Annotated in this window: 23 protein-coding genes and 1 other annotated feature; of the genes, 3 read left to right on the forward strand and 20 right to left on the reverse strand. The window is 41.1% G+C overall.

The genetic code is table 11. From position 1 onward, the window contains the following. Positions 1–4: 4 nt before the first annotated feature. Positions 5–886 carry a YitT family protein gene (locus C6W18_RS03070; RefSeq protein ID WP_034319532.1) on the reverse strand — a complete coding sequence of 294 codons (882 nt, stop codon included), beginning with the start codon at positions 884–886 and terminating at the stop codon, positions 5–7. 140 nt (positions 887–1,026) lie between these two features. On the opposite strand from C6W18_RS03070, the gene C6W18_RS03075 reads away from it, so the two are divergent. Then, positions 1,027–1,281: a DUF2624 domain-containing protein gene (locus C6W18_RS03075; RefSeq protein ID WP_034319529.1), complete on the forward strand. Its 255-nt coding sequence runs from the start codon at positions 1,027–1,029 to the stop codon at positions 1,279–1,281. Positions 1,282–1,329: 48 nt separating this feature from the next. Here C6W18_RS03075 and C6W18_RS03080 read toward each other — a convergent pair whose 3' ends face one another. Both C6W18_RS03080 and C6W18_RS03085 read right to left on the reverse strand, forming a co-directional pair. Then, complete coding sequence (locus tag C6W18_RS03080) at positions 1,330–2,223, reverse strand: deoxyribonuclease IV (RefSeq protein ID WP_105925880.1); 894 nt, start codon at positions 2,221–2,223, stop codon at positions 1,330–1,332. A 9-nt stretch (positions 2,224–2,232) separates the two neighbouring features. After that, entirely contained in the window at positions 2,233–3,552 is a 1,320-nt protein-coding gene (locus tag C6W18_RS03085) for a DEAD/DEAH box helicase (protein WP_034319524.1), read from the reverse strand. A gap of 155 nt (positions 3,553–3,707) precedes the next feature. Here C6W18_RS03085 and vrrA point away from each other — a divergent pair, with 155 nt between their 5' ends. Both vrrA and C6W18_RS03095 read left to right on the forward strand, forming a co-directional pair. Continuing rightward, the gene (gene vrrA, locus C6W18_RS03090) at positions 3,708–4,424 is read left to right on the forward strand and encodes a VrrA/YqfQ family protein (RefSeq protein ID WP_105925883.1); all 717 of its coding nucleotides are present in this window, start codon (positions 3,708–3,710) and stop codon (positions 4,422–4,424) included. A gap of 157 nt (positions 4,425–4,581) precedes the next feature. Then, positions 4,582–5,526, forward strand: coding sequence for a 4-hydroxy-3-methylbut-2-enyl diphosphate reductase (locus tag C6W18_RS03095; protein ID WP_105925885.1), 945 nt, complete (start codon positions 4,582–4,584; stop codon positions 5,524–5,526). A 38-nt stretch (positions 5,527–5,564) separates the two neighbouring features. On the opposite strand, the gene C6W18_RS03100 is transcribed toward C6W18_RS03095, so the two are convergent. The 17 genes from C6W18_RS03100 to C6W18_RS03180 form a co-directional block, all read right to left on the reverse strand. Further along, positions 5,565–6,686, reverse strand: coding sequence for a Nif3-like dinuclear metal center hexameric protein (locus C6W18_RS03100; protein ID WP_105925886.1), 1,122 nt, complete (start codon positions 6,684–6,686; stop codon positions 5,565–5,567). Further along, positions 6,679–7,395 carry a tRNA (adenine(22)-N(1))-methyltransferase gene (locus C6W18_RS03105; protein ID WP_105925888.1) on the reverse strand — a complete coding sequence of 239 codons (717 nt, stop codon included), beginning with the start codon at positions 7,393–7,395 and terminating at the stop codon, positions 6,679–6,681. The genes C6W18_RS03100 and C6W18_RS03105 overlap by 8 nt, the downstream gene beginning before the upstream one ends. 121 nt (positions 7,396–7,516) lie before the next feature. After that, a complete protein-coding gene (gene cccA, locus C6W18_RS03110) occupies positions 7,517–7,876 on the reverse strand; it encodes a cytochrome c550 (protein ID WP_034319511.1) in 360 nt (119 codons plus the stop codon). A 303-nt stretch (positions 7,877–8,179) separates the two neighbouring features. Next, complete coding sequence (rpoD, locus tag C6W18_RS03115) at positions 8,180–9,301, reverse strand: RNA polymerase sigma factor RpoD (protein ID WP_008342392.1); 1,122 nt, start codon at positions 9,299–9,301, stop codon at positions 8,180–8,182. A gap of 201 nt (positions 9,302–9,502) precedes the next feature. Then, a complete protein-coding gene (dnaG, locus tag C6W18_RS03120; protein WP_105925890.1) occupies positions 9,503–11,332 on the reverse strand; it encodes a DNA primase in 1,830 nt (609 codons plus the stop codon). A gap of 33 nt (positions 11,333–11,365) precedes the next feature. Beyond that, on the reverse strand, positions 11,366–11,866 hold the full coding sequence (locus C6W18_RS03125; RefSeq protein ID WP_034319506.1) for a YaiI/YqxD family protein: 501 nt from the start codon (positions 11,864–11,866) through the stop codon (positions 11,366–11,368). Between the two features lie 261 nt (positions 11,867–12,127). Then, on the reverse strand, positions 12,128–12,949 hold the full coding sequence (locus C6W18_RS03130) for a pyruvate, water dikinase regulatory protein (RefSeq protein ID WP_099726612.1): 822 nt from the start codon (positions 12,947–12,949) through the stop codon (positions 12,128–12,130). A gap of 25 nt (positions 12,950–12,974) precedes the next feature. Continuing rightward, on the reverse strand, positions 12,975–13,613 hold the full coding sequence (gene ccpN / locus C6W18_RS03135) for a transcriptional regulator CcpN (RefSeq protein WP_034319972.1): 639 nt from the start codon (positions 13,611–13,613) through the stop codon (positions 12,975–12,977). Positions 13,614–13,779: 166 nt separating this feature from the next. Then, a complete protein-coding gene (gene glyS, locus C6W18_RS03140) occupies positions 13,780–15,825 on the reverse strand; it encodes a glycine--tRNA ligase subunit beta (RefSeq protein ID WP_105925892.1) in 2,046 nt (681 codons plus the stop codon). After that, a complete protein-coding gene (gene glyQ, locus C6W18_RS03145) occupies positions 15,818–16,705 on the reverse strand; it encodes a glycine--tRNA ligase subunit alpha (protein ID WP_003217487.1) in 888 nt (295 codons plus the stop codon). The genes glyS and glyQ overlap by 8 nt, the downstream gene beginning before the upstream one ends. Before the next feature lie 114 nt (positions 16,706–16,819). Next, positions 16,820–16,997, reverse strand: a binding site (T-box leader). A gap of 39 nt (positions 16,998–17,036) precedes the next feature. Further along, a complete protein-coding gene (gene recO, locus C6W18_RS03150) occupies positions 17,037–17,807 on the reverse strand; it encodes a DNA repair protein RecO (protein ID WP_034319498.1) in 771 nt (256 codons plus the stop codon). 35 nt (positions 17,808–17,842) lie between these two features. Beyond that, the gene (locus tag C6W18_RS03155) at positions 17,843–17,986 is read right to left on the reverse strand and encodes a YqzL family protein (protein ID WP_078061658.1); all 144 of its coding nucleotides are present in this window, start codon (positions 17,984–17,986) and stop codon (positions 17,843–17,845) included. 150 nt (positions 17,987–18,136) lie between these two features. Next, positions 18,137–19,042, reverse strand: coding sequence for a GTPase Era (era, locus tag C6W18_RS03160; protein WP_105925895.1), 906 nt, complete (start codon positions 19,040–19,042; stop codon positions 18,137–18,139). Further along, on the reverse strand, positions 19,035–19,433 hold the full coding sequence (locus tag C6W18_RS03165) for a cytidine deaminase (RefSeq protein ID WP_008356263.1): 399 nt from the start codon (positions 19,431–19,433) through the stop codon (positions 19,035–19,037). The genes era and C6W18_RS03165 overlap by 8 nt, the downstream gene beginning before the upstream one ends. 113 nt (positions 19,434–19,546) lie before the next feature. Next, positions 19,547–19,933 (reverse strand): diacylglycerol kinase family protein, encoded by a 387-nt coding sequence (locus C6W18_RS03170; protein ID WP_105925897.1) that lies wholly within the window; start codon positions 19,931–19,933, stop codon positions 19,547–19,549. Continuing rightward, positions 19,911–20,390: an rRNA maturation RNase YbeY gene (gene ybeY, locus C6W18_RS03175; RefSeq protein WP_034319491.1), complete on the reverse strand. Its 480-nt coding sequence runs from the start codon at positions 20,388–20,390 to the stop codon at positions 19,911–19,913. Before ybeY ends, C6W18_RS03170 begins: the two co-directional genes overlap by 23 nt. Next, positions 20,391–22,502 carry an HD family phosphohydrolase gene (locus C6W18_RS03180; RefSeq protein ID WP_411266068.1) on the reverse strand — a complete coding sequence of 704 codons (2,112 nt, stop codon included), beginning with the start codon at positions 22,500–22,502 and terminating at the stop codon, positions 20,391–20,393. It abuts the gene before it with no gap. Positions 22,503–22,603: the final 101 nt, after the last annotated feature.

Below are 22,603 nucleotides of genomic sequence, written 5' to 3' on the forward strand. Positions count from 1 at the left end.
AAAGCTAATGAATGGCTGTTTTAAACTTACCGCCTTTTGTTTCATGTGTATCCATAATCGTAATAAATGCTTGACCATCAATTTCAAACACAATGGATTTCAGCTTTGTAATTTCAAGCCTTGTGACAACGGCATAGATGACATCTTTCTCTTCATCTGTATAACCGCCTTTTCCTCTAAGCTTTGTCGTTCCCCTGCCAAGTCGATGAAGAATCGCATCTGAAATTTCATCATAATAATCCGACACGATAATGACAGCTTTTGTTTCATCAAGTCCTTGAATCACAGCATCAATTGTTTTCATTGCCAAATAATATGTCATGACAGAATACATAGCCTGCTCTGGTCCGAAGACAAAGCCTGCCCAAATAAAAATGAACACATTGACGATCATGACAAACTCACCGACGGAGAAAGGAATTTTTTTCGTCAGAAGTATTCCTAAGATCTCTGTTCCGTCCATTGAGCCTCCATTCCGAATGACGAGTCCAACGCCAAATCCTAGTAACAGACCTCCAAATACAGTCGCTAAGATCGGCTGATTTGTAAACGCCTCTACATGATGGAGTGAAGATTCAATCACGGCTAAGCTGACAATCCCAATCACAGTGGAAACGAGAAAGGTTTTCCCAATATGTTTGTATCCCGATATCATAAATGGAATATTCAAAATGACAACAATCGTCGCAAAATTGATGAATGGGTTATCTGTAAAGAGATAATCCAAAATAAGCGAAATGCCGATGATGCCCCCATCAATAATATTGTTTGGCACTAAAAATAATTCAATGCTGACTGCTGCACATGCAGCTCCTACTAGAATCAGAAAAATTCTCAAAATAAAATGAGGCACTGATTCCTTTCTGTGCTGTTTACTATTTGCCATACGTTCTCCCTTCTACACATGTTAGATTTTCAATGAACATTTTATTCACTTTACTATTTTATCATTTCACAGAGTAAAATAAAATTTTTTGCACATTTTCCGTTTTCGCCCATACATTGTTACAGAGGGGAGGAATGACATTGATTTTAATTCAAAAAATTGTACTGCAACGCCTCAATCAGATCACAGCAAATGATTTGTTAAGGTATGCGAAACAGTACGGGGTCAGCTTAACATCAACTCAGGCTGCTGAAGTCGCCAAACTCATGAATGGGAAAAACGTCAATATTTTTAATGATGCAGAGCGAAGTCGGCTTCTTAAGCAGGTGGAAGCGATTACTTCTAAACAGACAGCACAGACTGTCAATGATCTGTTTAACCAATTTACAAATTAGGCAAAAAAGGGCCGCATTTAGCGGCACCTCATCACATTGCATGTTTTTTTACTGACCCAAAATTTTTTCTCGTAAGCCTTCATCAAACTGCTTTTCTTTCAGCATCGCAATTTCAAATTTGTAAGGTGGTTTTTTGTTCTTTTTATCTTCACCTACATAAGGCGTTTCTAGAATTTTCGGCACATCTTGAAGCTGTGGATGATGCACGATATAATTCAATGCATCGAAGCCAATTTCACCAAAACCGATATTTTCATGTCGGTCTTTTCTTGCGCCTTGTACGTTTTTACTGTCATTAATATGAAGTACTTTGATTCGGTCAATGCCGACGATTCGATCAAATTCTTCTAACACACCGTCAAAGTCACTCACAATCGGGTAACCAGCATCGTGTGTGTGACACGTATCAAAGCAGACAGAAAGTGCTTCGTTATGTGTCACACCGTCGATAATTTGGGCAAGCTCTTCAAAGCTTCTTCCGCACTCTGAGCCTTTGCCTGCCATTGTTTCAAGTGCAATTTGAACCTCTTGCCCTTTCACAATAACTTCGTTTAAACCTTCGATGATTTTTTGAATGCCCGCTTCTGCCCCTGCTCCGACATGCGCACCTGGATGGAGAACAATTTGTTTTGCGCCAAGTGCTTCCGTACGCTCTATTTCTGAGCGAAGGAAGTCCACTCCAAGCTCGAATGTCGCTGGATTGACTGTGTTCCCAATATTGATAATATACGGTGCATGAACGACGATATCTGTCATGCCATGCTCTTTCATATGCGCTTGTCCAACTTCAATATTAAGGTCTTCAATTTTTTTGCGGCGTGTATTTTGCGGTGCACCTGTATAAATCATAAAAGTATTCGAACCATAAGAGGCAGCTTCTTGACTCGCTGCAAGAAGCATATGTTTTCCGCTCATGGATACATGTGATCCAATCTTCAACAATGTTTCCCCCTACTTTCCGTTACGCTTTGACTTTCTACGTTCTTGTTTTTTGATTTTATCCATCTCACGTGTCATTTTCTTTTTATATCCAGGTTTGACGGCTTTCGGTTTTTTCACAAGACGCTTCGCTTTTTCTTCAATTTCATTTGGTGCTTTTTTACGTCTTTGACGCTTCAGACGGTCATCCGCATCTCGCCATTCTCCATGAACAATGGTTTTGTTCTCAAATACAACGCCCATTTTCTCAATCTGAACAAGTGCATCCTCATCAGCGAGGTCATAAATGGTCATCGCAATTCCAGAAGAGCCAGCTCGAGCTGTTCTTCCAACACGGTGAACATAGAAATCAAGATCAGATGGAAGTTCATAGTTGATCACGTGGCTGATGCCCTTAATGTCAATCCCGCGGGCTGCAAGATCAGATGCCACAATATAGGTGAATTCCAAATCTTCAATTTGTTTCATGACTTTTTTACGTTCGCGCGGCGTTAATCCGCCATGAAGCACACCAATTTTCATTCCTTTTTCTTGAAGGAATGAAGCAATTTCATCAACAGTTGATTTTGTATTAGCAAAGATGATTCCTAAATAAGGCTGTACATTTGTCACCATCTCATGCAGTAATTTTAATTTGTCACGCTGTTTAGACGGGACTAAAATATGCTGAATGTTTTCAGCAGTAATACGTTTTGGTTCAACATGGGCATACTTTGGATTGTCCATATATTTTTTAAGAAAAGGCTTTAGTTTTTCGGGAATGGTTGCTGAGAACACAAGCATTTGCAGCTTTTCTGGCATTTGTGCACCAATACGGTCCACATCTTCTAAAAATCCCATATCCAGCATTAAATCCGCTTCATCAATAACAAGAGAAGTCGCTTTGTATACATTCAGCGCTTGCTCATGAATGAGATCAGCAATACGTCCAGGTGTACCGACAACCAAATGCGGCTGGTTCTTTAGCTTTTGAATGGATTTCTGCTTGTCCGTTCCGCCAATGTAAAGCTTTGCTTTAATGTCTTCTTCTGGAGAAGTATTCTTTAAGATCGTTTGAGCTTCTTTGAAAATTTGATTGGCTAATTCTCGTGTTGGTGCAGTAATCACCACTTGTACTTGCTCTTTGCCTGGATCGATTGAATGAATAAGCGGCAATAAGTACGCATGGGTTTTTCCTGTTCCTGTTTGTGATTGGCCAATGACGCTTTCACCTTTTAAAACAGCAGGGATGATTCTTTTTTGAATATCAGTTGGCTCATAAAAGCCCAGTTCATGAATAGCATCTATAATAAATGGCTTTAATTCATATGTCGTAAATTTCGTTTCTTTCATGTTTTCACTCCTTAAGGCAATGCCTTTTTGCTCATCTCCTCATTATAGCTGATTTTCAACAAAAAAACCATGTCCGCTTTTCTTACAGGAAACCAATTGATGCTTCCTTGCATAACCTATGAAGAGAAAGAGAATGCAGTAAGGGAGGTACAAGTATGTTAGGGCAAAGGCCTATGGGCGATTTTCAGCCGCATCGTCCCTCACGCCGGCACCTTGGAAATGGCGGACAGCCCGGGATTTTTCAAAGGAGACAGCAGGCTCCTATCGAACAGCCTTTTCAAGGGCAAGGGAATCAATTTCAACAAATGATGCCTCGCTCCCCGTCTGTACAGGGCGGTGGTTTACGCGGAATGGGCGGTATTCCAGGAGGCGAGAGCCGTGCACTGGGCGGTGGAGCCGGCATTAAGGGCATGCTCGCTAAATTCCTTCCTGGAGCCGGGGGAGCAGGGATCTCTGGAGGTGGTGCGGGATTACAAGGAATCCAGAGCTTCACAAATCCTGCGACCCTCTCAAGCATGTTAGGGAATGTTCAAAAAGTGCTCGGAATGGCGCAGCAATTCACGCCAATGATTCAGCAATACGGCCCTTTAGTGAGAAATCTGCCTGCTATGATTAAGCTGTACAGCCAGCTTGGTAGTGCAGATGATGATGAAACGAACGCAAACGATACAGACGCAGAACCAAAAGAGCTCGGCGAGGAAACAGAAGTGACGAATGAACAAACAGCACCAGTTGATGATGCAGAGGAAATAAAAGAAAATGAAGAACCAGAGGACATTCTTGTGAAAAAAACTGCGGCACACACATCACCTGCTCCTAAAGAAAAGCCGCAAAAAAGAGCTGGCAGTTCTGTTCCAAAACTATATGTCTAGTGATCTTTGAAAGGCAAAGTGGTTACCATGTATAACAATCTTTGATATATGCGCTTACTTTGGCTATAATGGGAGGAAGAGAATGATAAAAAGCCGTTTTTTACGGCTTTTTATATTGTTCTTCTCTAGCAGCACTTCCCTACAGGAGGACGAATAAATGAATGTGATTAAAATATCGCCGCGTGGCTATTGCTATGGCGTTGTGGATGCAATGGTCATTGCTAAAAATGCCGCACTGGATAAAAACTTGCCACGCCCAATTTATATATTAGGTATGATTGTGCATAACAAACATGTAACAGATGCCTTTGAAGAAGATGGGATCTACACACTGGACGGACCAAACCGCTTGGACATTTTAAAGCAGGTTGAAAGCGGAACGGTGATTTTCACCGCTCACGGCGTTTCTCCCGAGGTTCGCCAAATCGCAGAAGAAAAAGGCCTTGTAGCCATTGATGCGACCTGTCCAGATGTAACGAAAACACATGAACTCATTTCAGAAAAAACTGCCGATGGTTATGACATTATTTATATTGGAAAAAAAGGTCACCCTGAGCCAGAAGGAGCTGTCGGAGTTGCACCAGACAAAGTGCATCTTGTTGAAACAGAAGCCGACATTGAGGCGCTGGATTTAACGTCAGATAAGCTACTCATTACCAATCAGACGACGATGTCACAGTGGGATGTCTATGATTTGATGGAACTCATTAAGGAGAAATATCCGCACGTCGAATACCATCAAGAAATTTGTCTTGCGACACAGGTGCGTCAGGAAGCCGTTTCACAGCAAGCCGGTCAAGCTGATCTAACCATTGTTGTCGGCGATCCGAAAAGTAATAACTCCAACCGTCTAGCACAAGTGTCAATGGAGATCGCAGGAACACAGGCTTATCGTATTGGTGACCTCAGTGAGCTCAAGCTGGAATGGCTGCAAGGCGTAAAAACCGTCGCCGTGACTGCTGGCGCTTCAACACCAACACCTATTACAAAAGAAGTCATTCGCTTCTTAGAAAACTATGAACCGGACGATGAATCGACTTGGAAGGTTGAACATGCTGTTCCTCTTTCGAAAATATTACCTCGCGTAAAAACGAAGAAATAAGAAAACGTCAGAGCTGCTGTGCTCTGACGTTTTCTTGTTTACATAAACTGAAATGGGTTTGTGTTTGCTTCTGACACAAAGAGCTGTACATCATACTTTTTATCAGTACATAGCGATTGAAGTTTCGCCTTCACGCCCTCTTTCATAATCTTTTCAGCGTAATGACCTGGGTCCACTACGTTCAGTCCAAGCATCATTGCATCGTGGGCGACATGGAAATAAAGGTCTCCTGTCACATACACATCAGCACCCATTCTTTTCGCTTGATGGATGTATTTATTTCCGTCTCCGCCAAGCACAGCTACCTTTTTCACAACCGCTTCCTGATCTCCTACAAAACGAGCTCCATTCACATCTAGCTTTGTTTTCACAAACTGTGTAAAGTCTCCAAGTGTCATAGGCTCTCTTAACTCTCCAATACGGCCGAGACCTTTTTGAATAGGAGGAAGATCTGTCGTATGTACACTATAGGCCACTTCTTCATAAGGATGTGCTTTGATCATTTCACGAATCACTTGTTTTTCAATACTTGCTGGAAAAATGGTTTCAATCCGCACTTCTTTCACAAACTCCAGCTTACCCGACTCTCCAATAAATGGCGCGGCTTCTTCTGATGGTAGAAAGCTGCCTGTCCCTTCATTTGAAAAAGCACAATGACTGTAGTTGCCAATATGACCAGCTCCCGCATTTCCTAAAGCCGTTCTGATGGCCTCTTCAAATTCCTCTGGGACATAAAGTGCAAGCTGCTTGATTTGATCTTCATATGTCGGAATTAACACACTTGTTTCCTTCAGCTCTAATGCCTCAGCAAGCAAGTCATTGACTCCTCCATCTGCTACGTCTAAATTCGTATGTGCCACATATACCGCAATATCATGTTTCATGCACTTTTCAATGATTCGTCCAGCTGGCTGATCTGTCGCTACATTTTTTAAAGGACGGAAAATTGGTGGATGATGGGCAATAATGAGATCCACATGTCGCTCGATCGCCTCATCTAGCACATTCTCCAATACATCCAAGGTAATCATGACATTGGTTACTTTTTTATTTAATGTCCCAATCTGGAGCCCAATTTTATCACCTTCCATGGCATATGCCTTTGGTGAAAATTGTTCAAACAATTGGATGATTTCATGCCCGTTTACTGTCTTAGCCAACAGTCAAAACCTCCTTTAGAATCTTTATTTTCGCTTTCAGCTCTTTCTGGCGCTCCTTGTTTTCTTCTGTCGGAGCTGCTCCTTGAATTTGACCTTCTATTTTCTCCATATGCTGAAGCTCTTGCATCCACTTGCGCCGGAAGACATCATTTTGCTCTTTGGCAAGAAACGGGCCAACTAGCATGCCCGCTTCAACTGACATGCCTTCATAAGCTTTATCTTTATCGCCTTTTTCTGCGATGATGATCTCGTATATTTTGCCATCCTCTTCTAAAATCACTTCATCCATCAATTCATACCCCTCTTGATACAGCCATAAACGAATATGGTGAGCATGGATATTAGGCTGAAGAATGAGCCGCTCGTTTCCTGAGAGCTTATGCTTGCCTTCATTTAGAATGCTTGCGATGAGTGCCCCGCCCATACCTGCAATCGTTACAGCAGTCACCTCGCCTTTTTCAATGACTTCAAGGCCATTTCCTTTTCTGACCGAGATCTGTTCATCTAATTCAAGTCTATGTACTTGCTGCTTCGCAGATTGGAGCGGTCCATCTGTAATTTCACCAGCAATGGCTTTTACTGCTTTTTGATGTAATATCGCATAGCATGGCAAATAGGCATGATCTGAGCCGATATCAGCAAAGACAGCCTCATTTGGTAAAAAGTCTGCCACTCTTTTTAATCGTTTCGATAAATTCATTTCATTCATACGTATCACTACTTTTCTTTAATGTTCATCCCTTGTCTATCTTATATAAATTATGGACTTTTTAAAAGTCGTTTTCAAATGAAAAAAGCTCTTCTTATCAAAAAGAGCTTTTTGCGTAACATTATTTAATTTTGGATACCCATTCCGACATCTCATCTAGCTTTTCATTCGGAATCAGCCCGCCTGGCATCCCGTTTCCGCCTTCTTGAATTTTCTTCTTGATGTCTGCCACTTCAAGCTTATCGCCAACACCTTTTAATGCAGGTCCTGCTCCGCCTTCATAGTTTTCCCCGTGACAGCTCAAACAGTTCTGCTTATACAATTCTTCCGGCGTCGCATTTGCTGTCTCTTCTTGCTTTTGCTCTTCGCCACCAGAGGCAATTTTTTCTTCATCTTTCAGCCCCTTCATTGATAAGAAAAAAGTGAGTCCAATACCTAAAATGGCAATCAATAAAAATGGTATAAGTGGATTCCGTTTCATTTCTTTCATCCTCCCCTTTGTGAAAAACCCCTTTGAGACTATGCAAACAATTCTAATTCTACTTTAATTTTACAAAAAGTAAACGAATTATGATACAAAACTTTGGTCAAGTTCACAGATTAGACAAAAATGAATCAAGATGAGAAATGAAGCCTTCAGCACATTTTGATGTATTTTTTATACATCTTTTCTCTAAGAACGTTGCAAATTCATTTGTTATTCAGTAAAATATAATCAGATTGAAAAAAGCGTTTTCATTTTTGATGAAGAAAGAACGGATCTCTTTCAAGATCCGTCCGGTTTCTATTCTAAGAAGTCTTTTAATCGTTTACTTCTGCTTGGGTGTCTTAATTTACGAAGAGCTTTCGCTTCAATTTGGCGGATACGCTCTCTTGTTACGCCAAACACCTTACCAACCTCTTCTAATGTACGTGTTCTTCCGTCATCTAGTCCGAAACGTAGTCTCAGCACATTTTCTTCACGGTCCGTTAGCGTGTCTAATACATCTTCAAGCTGCTCTTTTAACAACTCATATGCAGCATGGTCAGATGGAGATGTCGCCTCTTGGTCTTCAATAAAATCACCAAGATGCGAGTCATCTTCTTCACCAATAGGTGTTTCTAAAGATACAGGCTCTTGTGCAATTTTAAGAATTTCTCTTACCTTTTCTGGTGTTAAATCCATGTCTTCAGCAATTTCCTCTGGCGTTGGTTCTCTGCCTAGGTCTTGCAGAAGCTGTCTTTGAACACGGATCAATTTATTAATGGTTTCCACCATATGAACTGGGATACGGATCGTTCTCGCCTGATCGGCAATGGCACGTGTGATCGCCTGTCTAATCCACCAAGTCGCATATGTTGAGAATTTGTATCCTTTGCGGTAATCAAACTTCTCAACTGCCTTCATGAGCCCCATGTTTCCTTCTTGGATCAAGTCAAGGAACAGCATACCACGACCAACGTAACGTTTTGCAATACTGACAACAAGACGAAGGTTTGCTTCCGCTAATCTTCTTTTTGATTCCTCATCGCCTTCTTCGATCTTTTGAGCATACGTAATTTCTTCTTTAGCAGATAACAAATTGACGCGTCCAATTTCTTTTAAGTACATACGAACAGGATCATTAATTTTGACACCTGGTGGTACGCTTAAATCATTCAGGTCAAATTCCTCTTCTGCTTTAGCCAGCTGCTGAACATTTGGGTCTTCTGTCTCTTCATTTTCACTGATGAGCTCTACACCCTGTTCGCCTAAGTATTCATAGTATTCATCCATTTGGTCTGATTCAATTTCAAAGCTAGACATACGCTCTGCAATTTCTTCGTATGTTAAAACGCCCCGTTTTTTACCCGTTTCAGTGAGCTTATCTCTCACCTGTTCAAAGGTTAATTCAGTTTCGGTTTCGTGGGCTTGTTTATCAGCCATTATGGATCCCTCCTTCCAAAGCTTGCAACGAATTCTAAAGTAACTTGCGATTTGCTTCCGCTCTGCTTTTCTCTCTCTATCAAACAGATGAGCAAATAGGAATAAAATAAATAATGATGAAGGCAAGATGCTTGCGGTCTTATGCTCCTCCCCTAAAGGATTCATTGCCAGCCGTAAGTCTTGTCATAAATATTAGACGTATTACTTCAGCGAACGGTTCAACTGAATAATTTCTTTTGCAAGTGTTGCCGCTTTGAAGAAATCTTTTTGCCTCTCCGCCTCTGCACGTTCTAGTTCTTTTTCCTTTATCATTGACCAATTCCGATGATTCAACACTTTTTTTACATAATCACTTAATTCAGCTTCACTTAGTTCGTCTCCAACTTGAATCATTAATATATCCGTCAGAAGCTGATTCATGACATCATCTTCCAAACGGTTCATCAGGTGCTGCGGCGTCGGTTCTTTGCCTTCTTCATACAATGCATAAATGTACGTTGCCAGCGCCCTGTGCGTATCTATATTAAATTCAATCCCTACTCTGTCAAGCACTTTGCGGATCACGTCATCGCTTTTTAACATATGAGCAAGCAGCATTCTCTCTGCGTTTTCATATGCCGGACGTAGACGCTTTCTTCTCACCTGTGTTGACAGATGTGCACGCCGTTTTTCAAGACCGCTTTCTTCTTGCGTGCTTTTGGCTTCTTGCCGCTGCTGCTTTTCAAACAGCTCCAGCTGTTCCTTTAATGAGTCAAGAGAGATTGTGAACTCTCCAGCAAGCTGTTTCATGTAAATCTCTTGTTCCAAGGAGCCGTTTAACCGGCTGATTTCTCGGAGAACTTGCTTCATATAAGCAAGACGGTCTCCTTCGTCTGATAAATTCTTTCCTCTTCGGAAAAAATTCATCTTAAATGTCATTAATGTCACACTTGCATCTATGATGTCATTCCTAAATTTCTCGCCACCATATTTACGAATGTAATCATCTGGATCGAGTCCATCTGGTATCATGGCAACGCGAACTTTACATCCTCTTTTTCCAAGCAAATCTGACGCTTTCATGGTCGCTTCATACCCGGCCGTGTCAGAGTCATAACATAGGATGATCTCTTCTACGTTCCGCCTGAGAAGTTTTACGTGCTCTTCTGTTAAAGACGTACCCATTGTTGCAACACTTTCGCCAACACCAGATGTGACAGCTGATATGACGTCAGCAAATCCTTCAAAAAGGACCGCCCGTTCGCGTTTTCTAATATGCATACGCGCGTCATGAAAGTGATAGAGCAGCTTACTTTTATGAAAAAGTGGCGTTTCAGGACTATTCATATACTTAGGCTGCTGATTACCAAGTGATCTTCCAGAAAAAGCGACGACCGTCCCGTGATGATCATGAATTGGAAACATGACACGATCCCTAAAACGATCAAAAAAACCTGTGCCGTTTTCACGTTGGATCAAAAGACCAGCCTTCTCCATCATCACAGGATCAAACCCTCGTTTTTCTAAAAACTTGGTCATGAAATCCCAAGAGTCAAGAGCATACCCGATCTCAAACTTGGCAATTGTTTCATCCGTAAAGCCTCTGGACCGTAAATAATCGAGTGCGTTTTGACCTTCCTTTGTATTTACCAGCAAATGGTGGTAAAATTTCTTAAGAAGCTCATGTGCCTCAATCATTTTATGATTTGCTGTATCCTCTTGCTGAGAGGAACTGATCTGAGCATTCGCTACATGATCAGGCAAATCAATATGGTACTTATCAGCAACATGTGAAACGGCTTCAATAAATGAGTAGCCTTCCATTTGTCTGAGGAACGAAAACACATTACCTCCAGCACCACAGCCAAAACAATGGAAGATTTGCTTATCTGCTGAAACAGAGAATGAAGGAGTATTTTCACCATGGAATGGACAAAGACCGAAGTAATTTCGACCTTGCTTTCTAAGCTGTACGTATTCTCCAATCACTTCGACAATGTCTGCGTTTTTTTGGATCTGCTCCAAAAGTTCATCTGGTATACGTTTGCTCATCCTAATTACACTCCGTCGTACATTATTCGCCTTTTAATTCAAAAATCCTTCATGATTCGACAGGATTTTTTGTAGTTGTGCAATAAATCGCTTTTTATCCTCTTCTAAAAGCTTTTTGGGACCTTTTCCGTATACACCTTTTCTTCGCTGTTTGCTGGAAACATGCCTGCGTTCCAAATCAAAATCAATTGTTTCGTTTGTGTACATCCGTCCTCTTTCAGACAGAACAATGACATGCCTTGGAAGCAGTAAGGAGGCAAGACCAATGTCTTGCGTGACGACAATATCATGTGCGGCAACTGAGTTCGCAATAACTAAATCCGCTGCTTCCTTATGTGTATCTACAAACCGCCAATCTTCAAGTGGTGATCTTTTGGTTTGAAAATGCTCATATGAAGCAATGAAAGTCACAGGTACTTGAAATTGAGATGCGACAGAAAGGATTTCGTCTTTTACAGGACAAGCATCTGCATCGACATAAATCGTCCTCTCTCTTTTACGTTCATTCAGGTGACTAATTCTCCATCCCTCCACCTTATTCCTGCTTTAGAGAAGCAAAAAGACCATACTTTTCCCCCATAAAGCAATCAACAGTAAAACTCATTTTGTCGAAAAGTTATGTTCAGAATCACTTGACTTCTGCCAATATTAGTTTATTCGTTCTTGACTTAACTTAAACCTAAAATCATTCATTTTATCACAATTTTTTATTATAATACAAATGCAGCAAATATGCTATTGTTTTTGTTTACCCGTTTCCCACCATAGGAAAAACCCAGGAGGAGCATCCTGAGTTTATTCGGAACCTCTTTTGGTCAGCATTTGATGAATGACATTTGCCGTTTCCTCAACTGCTTTATTCGATACATCGACAACTTGACAGTTAATTCGGTCCACCACTTTTTCAAAATACTCTAGTTCCTCTTTAATCCGCTCGATGTTCGCATAAATTGCTCGATCATTTAAACCTAGAGATTTTAAACGTTCTTTACGAATATGATTGAGTTTGTCTGGACTAATTTTCAGGCCAATGCATTTCTTTGGATCAACTGAAAATAACTCCTCTGGCGGGTCAACTTCAGGAACAATCGGAACGTTCGCTACCTTCAGCCGCTTATGCGCCAAATATTGAGAAAGTGGTGTCTTCGACGTGCGTGATACACCAATGAGCACAATATCAGCCTTTAGAATGCCTCTTGGATCTCTGCCATCATCATACTTTACAGCGAACTCAATGGCTTCTACCTTTTTAAAATAGTCCTCATCTAATTGACGTACACGACCCGGCTCATGTTTCGCTTCATTTCCATATGCGGTCTCCATTTTATCAATAAGTGGACCGATGATGTCATAGTAAACGACTCCGTTTGCTTCTGCCTCTTCTATTAAGAATTGACGCATTTCTGGCACAACAAGAGTAAAGCAGACGATTCCGTTATCTGCTTTCGCCAGTGAAATAACTTCTTTAATCGTACCGATATCCTCAACATATGGGATTCTTCTAATATTTGAATGGTCTGATGAACCGCCATCAAATTGGCTAAGTGCCGCTTTGACCACGAGCTCTGCCGTTTCTCCTACTGAATCTGATACAACAAAAATTACGCGATTACTCATAACATCCCCTCGCAGTCTTCTGTAATTAGATAATTTCATTCTCCGATAAGCTAACAAGTAATTTCGTCATGTTTGTTTTCGTAATTCTGCCGACAACTTCAAAGCCTTTATCCGTATCTTTTATGACAGGAAGTGCGTCTATTTGCTTTTCAATCAAGTGCTTGGCCACATCCATAATGAAATCTTCCTTGCGGCAAACGGTGATGTTCGGCATTCTTGTCATAATAATATGGACAGGTATAGATGGAAGCTCTTGTTTTCCAATACTTGCTCGAAGGAGGTCTTTTCTTGATAACACGCCTGTTAAAATAGAGTGATCGTCCACAACGAATAATGTGCCCACATCCTCTAAAAACATCGTACAAATCGCATCATAAACCGAAACATTCTCATGTATCACCACTGGAATGGATTGAAAATCTTTCACTTGAAGTTTTTTCAGCTTATCTGCCAGAAGCTGCGTGCCTGTTTTTCCTGTAAAAAAGTAGCCGACCCTTGGTCTTGCTTCTAAAAAGCCAGACATTGTTAAAATGGCTAAATCCGGTCTGAGGGTAGCCCTTGTTAAGTTCAGCCGATCGGCGATATGCTCTCCAGTGATCGGGCCATTCTCTTTGACAATCTGTAAAATCTGCTCTTGCCGTTTATTTAACTCGATTGTACTCACCACCTTTAAATAGAGAGAGCGAATCTTTACTTTATGTATATCATTTTCATAACTCATCATATTATAGCGCATCTTTGTCCGAATGAAACAAAAATCCACTCAAAAACCGTGAATTAAATGAGTAAAAAACGATTGCCCTTCTCAAAAGGCAACCGTTCTTAGGTATTTATTTTACTATTAAATTGTTCATATTCGCAAATGATTGAATGACTTTGGCTAGTTTGACCATCTGCGCCAAACGATTTTGCTTCAGTTTTTCATCATCCGCATGAACCATTGTGTGATCGAAATAATGAACAATCGGCGCTTTTAAGGTATCTAACGCCTTAAGTGCTGAGTTGTATTGTCCTGCTGCCACATGTTCCTTAACAGCTTTCTCTACTTGCTGATACGCCTCAAATAGCTTTTGCTCGTGCTCATTTTCAAACAGTGCAGGCTGAATCTCTGTATCTTTCCCTTTTTTACTGATTGAAATGACGCGGCCAAGAGCCTCAGCCGTTTCTTTGAAGCTTTCTTGTTTCACGCTCTCTTCAAGAACAGCTGCTTTTTTCACGACCGCATAAGGCTCAATATTTTCAACATCAAGCACTGCATCGACCACATCATGACGAATATGCTCTGCTTGGAGGACATATTTTAAACGCTGCGTCAAAAATTCAATCAGAGCAGCTTCATGTTCTGTCTCTACTTGAGCAAGTTCTAACAGCTCTTTAAATGTCACGTTCCAATGACGGTCGAGCAGGATTTGAACGATACCGCTCGCTTGTCTTCTGAGTCCATAAGGATCTTGAGAACCCGTTGGAATAACATCAATTGAAAAGAATGAACAAATAGAATCTAGTTTATCTGCTACTGCGACAATCGCACCAATCAGAGTCGAAGGCGCCTTGTCACCGGCAAAACGCGGCATGTAGTGTTCGTTTATGCTCATTGCGACTTCTTCGTGTTCGCCAAGTGCTTTTGCATATTTCTCACCCATGATTCCTTGTAATTCTGGGAATTCATAGACCATTTGAGTCACAAGGTCAAACTTAGAAATACTTGCTGCTCTTGCGACACGTTTTGTTGTTTCGTCATCTGCGCCAACATGCGCTGCTAGGCGGGTCGCAATGTCTGTCACTCTCTTCAGTTTGTCACCAATTGTTCCAAGCTTCTCATGGAATACAACCTTATCAAGCTTTTTAATATTGTCTTCAATGACTAGTTTTTCGTCTTCTTTATAGAAGAAGGCAGCGTCTGATAAACGCGCACGAAGTACTTTTTCGTTTCCTCTTGCGACATTTTCCAGCGCCTCGCTATTTCCGTTTCTGACTGTAATAAAATGAGGCAGCAATTCCCCTTGCTCATTTTTCACAGGGAAATAGCGCTGATGCTCTTTCATTGTCGTGACCAATACTTCTTCTGGCAATGCAAGGAACTCTTCTTCAAAGGAGCCAAACAACACTGTTGGGTATTCAACAAGATCGTTGACTTCTTCTAGAAGCTCAGGATCAACTGGAATAACCCAGCCTTTTTCTGAAGAAAGAGCATTTAGCTGCTCAGTAATCCATTGCTTTCTTTTATCTGAATCTGCAATAACAAATTGATCGTGTAATGTTTGCTCAAAAGAAGCAGGTGAGTCAATGCTGGCTGTCGTACCGAGGAAGCGATGTCCTCTTGTCTCCCGGCCGCTTTTCACGCCTGCAATTTCAACAGGAACGATCTCTTGCCCAAATAAGCAAACAATCCATTTAATCGGACGGATATAGCGTAAATCTTTGCTTCCCCATCTCATGTTCTTTGGAAAGCTTAATGAAGCGGCAATCTCACCTAGCGCTGGGAGAAGGTCTTTGACTTGCTTTCCTTCTTGGAACTTTTGGACATGGACATAATCCACACCTTTGATCTCTTTGAAATAGAGATCATCTGTTGAAGCGCCTTGTCCGCGGGCAAAGCCTTCAGCCGCTTTTGTCCAATTGCCTTCAGCGTCTTGAGCAATCTTTTTAGCTGGGCCTTTTGCTTCTTCTTTGATGTCTTCTTGTTTTTCTGCGACACCTTTGACGAGCACAGCAAGACGTCTTGGTGAATTGAATAAGACAACATCTTCGAATGAAATATTTTGCGTTTCAAACCAAGCTTTTACTTTCTCACCTAGCTGCTTAGTGCTCTCTGGCATGAAACGAGCCGGCATCTCTTCTAAGCCGATTTCGAGTAATACATCTTGTTTATTCATGAGAAGCCGCCTCCTCTTTTAACATAGGGAATCCAAGTTTTTCTCGCTCTTCGTAATACGTTTTAGCCACTTTTCGCGCTAACTGACGTACTCTTCCAATATAGCCAGTTCGCTCAGTGACAGATATAGCGCCCTTTGCGTCAAGCAAGTTAAACGTATGAGAACATTTGAGTACATAATCGTATGCCGGGTGAACAAGTCCTTTGTCCATTTGGCTATGCGCTTCTTTTTCATAGGTTGTAAATAAATCAAACAGCATGTCAGTATTAGATGTTTCAAATGTATAAACAGAGTGCTCATATTCAGCCATTAAGAATAAATCTCTTACAGTAAATCCGTCTGTCCATTCAAGGTCAAAGACATTTTCTTTGTCTTGGATGTAAGAGGCAAGACGTTCAATACCGTATGTGATTTCAACAGAAACTGGCTTACATTCTAAGCCGCCGACTTGCTGGAAATACGTAAATTGCGTAATTTCCATGCCATCAAGCCATACTTCCCAGCCAAGTCCTGCACAGCCAAGAGATGGATTTTCCCAGTTGTCTTCAACAAAACGAATATCATGTTTCAACGGGTCAATGCCAAGTGCCTTCAATGATTCAAGATATAGTTCTTGAATATTATCAGGTGATGGCTTAATGATCACTTGAAATTGATGATGCTGATACAATCTATTTGGGTTTTCTCCATATCTACCATCAGCCGGGCGTCTAGAAGGCTCTACATACGCTACCTTCCACGGCTCTGGTCCGATGCTTCGCAGGAACGTGTATGGACTCATCGTTCCAGCACCTTTTTCTGTGTCATACGCCTGCATTAAGACGCAGCCTTCATTTGACCAATGCTTTTGCAACGTCAAAATCATGTCTTGAATATTCAATGATCGCACCTCCATCTTTTTCTACACCATCCGCTATGTATGGCGGGTGGGGACTAGAACCTCATAAGAGAACACAAAAACTCCCGTCTCTATGCTCACAAGGTTCCTTGCAAACATAGGGACGAGAGTTTTTCCCGCGGTTCCACCCTATTTGCTGGTGTCGTAGCACCCAGCCGCTTTGTTTTACGTTGCTCAAGAATGCCTTTCGTTACGCCTCCATCCTTAGCTTACACCGCCCTAAGGTCGCTTTTATGGATTATACGTAAGTACTTCTTTCTGTCAATGCAACATATTTTATCTTAGATGATCTTACAAAAAGTCATGGGAGATGTCAACTTTTGTTTTCGTCACCCATTAGCTTTTTCATGGATTCCATCTGATTCATGAATTTTTTTGATTTTAAATAAAGACCTGAATACTCGTCATAGTAGTGATCCAGTACTTGGCGAATTTCTTGTTTAGTCTGCGGTTTCACGTCAACCTGACCAAGCCTTGATAAATCAAAATAATGAAACAAACGAAGCAGTCTTGCAGCTGCTGGGGATAAGGGTAGTTTATATGGATCTTTAGAAAAGCAATTTTGGCAAATAAATCCGTTATCTCTAATCGAGAAATGGAACTGCCCTTCTTTTTGACCGCAGTGCACACATTGATCCAGTTCGGGCTTCATCCCCATCACTGATAACATTTTGACCTCTACAATAAATAAAATAATATCAGCATCTGTGCCTTCATTGAGATGACGTAAAGATTGAAGAAGGAGCTCAAACAAATAAGGGTTTGGCCTTTTTTCTTCTGTTCCTTTATCAAGTAATTCAGTCATATATGCGGCATATGCGGTCAGAAATAAATCTTCCCGAATAGCCCGCATGCTTTCAATCATTTCACCTTGCTGGAGCGTTCCAAGTCCTGTTGATGATTGGATGAGGAAGGTTCCGTATAAAAATGGCTGGCTTATGGCTGACAGGCGGCTGTTTGATTTTTTAGCGCCTCTTGCCATCACACCAATTTTCCCATGCTCTCTAGTGAGCAGCGTGACAATTTTGTTTGTTTCGCCATAATCTGTTGTTCTAAGGACGATTCCTTCACTTTTAATGAGCATTTGTCTACACTCCGAGCGTTGGAGGGGGTCAAGAATTATAAGATTGGAAAATCAAATCGTGCTATCTCTTCTTCAAGTCCATCGGGTCTTTCCAGGTTCTCCTTTTCTAACTCTTTGAAAAGCAGATACGTGTCAACGCTTCCTGTTTGTGAAAATACGTTCCATGTAAAATTCAACATAAAAACCCCACCTTTCTTTATTAGAAGCAGCAACGCTACATCCAACATATTAATTTTATCTTGACCAGACGACCTCCATTTCATGATAAACAATTTTTACTAATCGAACCGCACCATTGTCAGATTTCTTGACAACTGATGCAGCGATTTTTAATATTCGTCTTCTCTAAATCCGAAGTCACGCAGGTGAGTGGATTTATTACGCCAGTCCTTCTGAACTTTTACCCAAAGCTCAAGGTATACTTTTGAGCCTAGAAGTGCTTCAATATCTCTGCGCGCTTTTTGTCCTACTTCTTTTAATAAACTGCCTCGTTTACCAATGACGATCCCTTTTTGTGAATCACGTTCAACGACAATCGTCGCCGCAACATGAATCTTGCCATTTTCATCTGGCTTAATAGATTCGATCGCAACTGCAATACTGTGAGGAATCTCTTCTCTCGTTAAATGCAGCACTTTTTCACGAATTAATTCAGAAATAATAAACCGCTCTGGATGATCTGTTACTTGATCTGCCGGATAAAATTGAGGGCCCTGTGGAAGGTAACCTTCAATTTGCTGAAGAAGCGTGTCAATGTTGTTGCCTTCAAGAGCTGAAATTGGCACAATTTCCTTAAACGGATAACGTGTGCGGTATTCATCAATTAAAAGGAACAATTCATCTGGGTGAATTTGGTCAATTTTATTGACGACAAGGAACACCGGTGTAGATGTTTGCTTTAGTCGTTCAATGATAAATTCATCACCTTTGCCATAGCCTTCCTTTGCGTTGATCATAAACAATATCAGGTCGACTTCCTTCAGTGTATTTTGAGCCACCCTCATCATAAAATCACCTAGCTTATGCTTAGGTTTATGAATTCCTGGAGTATCGATAAAAATCGTTTGTGACGTGTTGGTTGTCAAGACACCTTGAACTTTATTTCGCGTCGTTTGGGGCTTATCACTCATAATGGCAATTTTTTGTCCAATGACACGATTCAGAAAGGTTGATTTTCCTACATTTGGTCTTCCAATAATTGATACGAATCCTGATTTGAAGCTTTCGTTAGTCATTTAAATCCTCCGGTGAAAATGCGCCTGGCAATAGTTCGTTTACTGTTGTTTCGTATATATGTCCTTTTAAGTTTGTTAGGATCACTGGCATATCTGGTGCACAGAGTTCTGAAATGACCTGTCTGCATGCGCCGCACGGTGAAACAGGTCGATCTGTATCAGCCACTACTGCAAGCATTTGAAAAGATGTGATGCCTTCTGAATAAGCTTTAAAAAGTGCTGTTCTTTCCGCACAATTACACATGCCATATGCTGCATTTTCAATGTTGCAGCCGCCATACACTTTTCCATCATTCGACAATAATGCTGCACCAACTTTAAATTTAGAATAGGGTACATATGCAAAATCTCTTGCTTTGATTGCTTCTGAAATCAACTCTTGTTTGTTCATTCCTAGTTCCCACTTTCAGAAGAAATGGACCCACTGTCACATTTATATTTTACATAATTCACGCGACATTTTCACGCCCATTTCTAAAAATGTTAATAAATAGTAATATTGTTCTATTGCATGATCTTCGGCAGGAAGATCATCAACCCAATCATAACCGAAATCGCGGCATAAACGCAAACAGCGCCTGCTGCAGCGTCCTTTGCTCTTTCTGCAAGCGGGTGCTTTTCTTCTGTCATAAGATCCACTGTATGTTCAATGGCTGTGTTGACAAGTTCAAGCGCAAACATCCCCCCGCATAATAGCAGCACGATCATCCATTCGACCGGTTCAATGTGAAACCAAAAGCCGCAGATCACCACGATGATGGCTGCGACTGTGTGAAATCGAAAATTCCGTTCATTCAAGAAAGTTCGCCAGATTCCTCTAAATGCATAATAAAAACTCCGAAAAAAACGGGCAAGCGGCTTTCGTTTCTTACGATGATCTCGAAAGGCCATAATCATCCAATATTTTTGTCTGTTTGGCGAACATTTCTTTTTCATCTTCCTCTGTCATATGATCATAACCAAGTAAATGAAGGAAACCATGAATCGTTAAGAATCCAAGCTCTCTCATAAAGGAATGTCCATATTCTTCTGCCTGCTCTTTCGTTCGATCAACACTAATGATAATGTCACCGAGTACCGGCGGGATGTCATCGGCGCCAATAATCTCAATCTCACCTTCTCCTTCTTCCTCAAGTGCAAAGGAGATCACATCTGTTGGCGCGTCCTTTCCCCGGTATTCTTTGTTGATCTGATGAATTTCTTCATTCGAAACAATCGTTACTGATACTTCTGCCTGATCTTTTACCTCAAGGGCATCCGCAGCAAATTGAAGAAGCTTTTCCACTTCTTCAAGCTGCTCTTTTGATACTTGTCCTGTTTCATCTATTAAATCGATTAACAATGTCATTTACTTCACCTTCTGCTTCGGGGCATCTGGATACTCAATCCGAGAATGAAAAATCCCCTTTAATGTTGTACAAATCGTTTGGCTAATAATATTTAATTCTTTAAATGTCAGATCACATTCACTAAATTGCCCATCCTGCATTTTATCTGAAATAATGCCTTTGACAAGCTTTTCAATCCGCTCTGGATTTGGGTTATGCATCGAACGAACAGCGGCTTCAACGCTGTCAGCCACTGAAATAATCGCCGCTTCTTTTGATTGCGGTTTTGGACCAGGATAACGAAATTCTTCTTCTGTCACCTGATCATCACGTTCTTTTGCTTTGTAGTAGAAGAACTTTAAAAGCGATTTCCCATGGTGCTGTTCTGCAATATCGACAAGCTCTTCAGGAAACTTCTTTTCTCTCAGCATAGCAGCACCATCTGTCGTATGGGCAATAATAATATTTTTACTCAGCTGAGGGGAAAGCTTGTCATGCGGATTATCAATGTTCATTTGGTTTTCAATAAAGTATTGCGGTCTTTTCGTTTTCCCAATGTCATGATAATAAGCGCCGACCCTTGCTAAAAGTCCGTTTGCGCCGACTGCTTCACATGCAGCATCCGCTAAATTCGCCACCATGACACTATGATGATATGTACCTGGTGTCTCTGTTAAAATCTTTTTGAGCAGCGGATGATTTGGATTAGATAATTCAATCAGCCTCATTGTTGAAAGAATGCCAAACATGCTTTCAAAGACAGGCATTAACCCGATAACCAAAATAGCTGATGCAAATCCTGACACAATCGCCATCATAAGGTTCACACCGATTTCAAGTCCTGATGGAGAGGAATTTTGGATTAGCGTGATTGATAAAACCACAAGAACATTCGTCAAAGCCACCAAAAGCCCTGCTTGCAAAATTTTCGATCTCGCATTATGTTTTCTCAAAAACAAAATGCCCGCCATCCCGCTAATGAGATAATAAGCGCAGATGACATAATTAAAGACGCCGGTCACTCCTTGATTAAACATCATACTGCCGCAAAGGGCAAATACAAGGCCAGAGAAGATCGCTAACCGCTCATTGATCAACAGCTTGATCAGCATCGTCCCAAGTGCAACTGGCACGACATAGCCTATCGTTGTGTATTTCGTTTCCTGGAAGAGACTGAATACTTCCATGATGATTAAAATAATGGTGAAAATAAGCGAGTAAAGCAGTAACGATTTATTCTTATGGACGAGCGATTTTTTCCTCGTTTCTAATGTATGAATAATCGCCGCTAAGAAAAGACCGATCAATATCATAAGACCGCTTACAGGCTTAAACAAATTTGAGCTATTTAACAGGCCGGTCAGCTCTAATTTGCGATAAACTTCACGGTCGATCAGTTCCCCTTCTTCCACTAAAATTTGCCCTTGCTTAATTTGAACCGGCTGAATATTATCAGCTGCTTCTTGTCTTTTCTTCTCTGTTGCCACTGGGTCAAATACATAGTTTGGAATAATCGCAAATTCACCGATTTCTTTCGCTGCATTTAAATACTTTGAAGGAATCGAATTGTTTTCAAGCTCTGTTTTCACTTGTTTTTTTTCATTTTGTAACTTAGCTGCTGTGATTTCTTTACTCATCAGTGAATTCACCACTGTGATGATGGAATCCTTAGTAAAAGAGAGATTTTCGTCACTTGCTTGGAGCAGTGCTTTGATGGAGTTATCCGAAACAGCTTCCTGCATATCTGTTGTGAGTTTTTCTTTTACACGCTTGACCATTTCTTGATCTGTTGGCGGGTTCTCTTTTTCATCAGCGGCTTTCTTCTCTTCTTTAATGGCTTCAAAGAGGGATGAGATGAGGTCAACACGATTGTCAGAATATGCTTTTTTGAGCGTATACTGATCTTCTACTTGATCCGTTGCTTCTTGCTTCTTTTCATCTGTCGCTTCTTGATCATCGACGGTTGACGGAGAATAGATTGTCTGTTCGCTCACTGAAAACAAATCTAAGTCGAGCGATTCAGGCTTTACATGGAAGAAGAGCACCACGAACAGAATGGCTGCTAAACCAGCGTATAGCAAAACGTTTAAATAACGTGAGCGCTCCATTTTCTGAGGTTCTTTTTTAGACAGCAGTCTTTTGCGCTTACTGCCTTTCTGATTCTTTCTCAAGGAAAGTACCTCCTTTTTTACTTTAAACCACGATCGAAACAAAATGACCCGATGAAGACGAT

The sequence above is a fragment of the Bacillus sp. LLTC93 genome, assembly GCF_002993125.1.
In the GTDB taxonomy this organism is placed as follows: domain Bacteria; phylum Bacillota; class Bacilli; order Bacillales; family Bacillaceae; genus Bacillus; species Bacillus zhangzhouensis.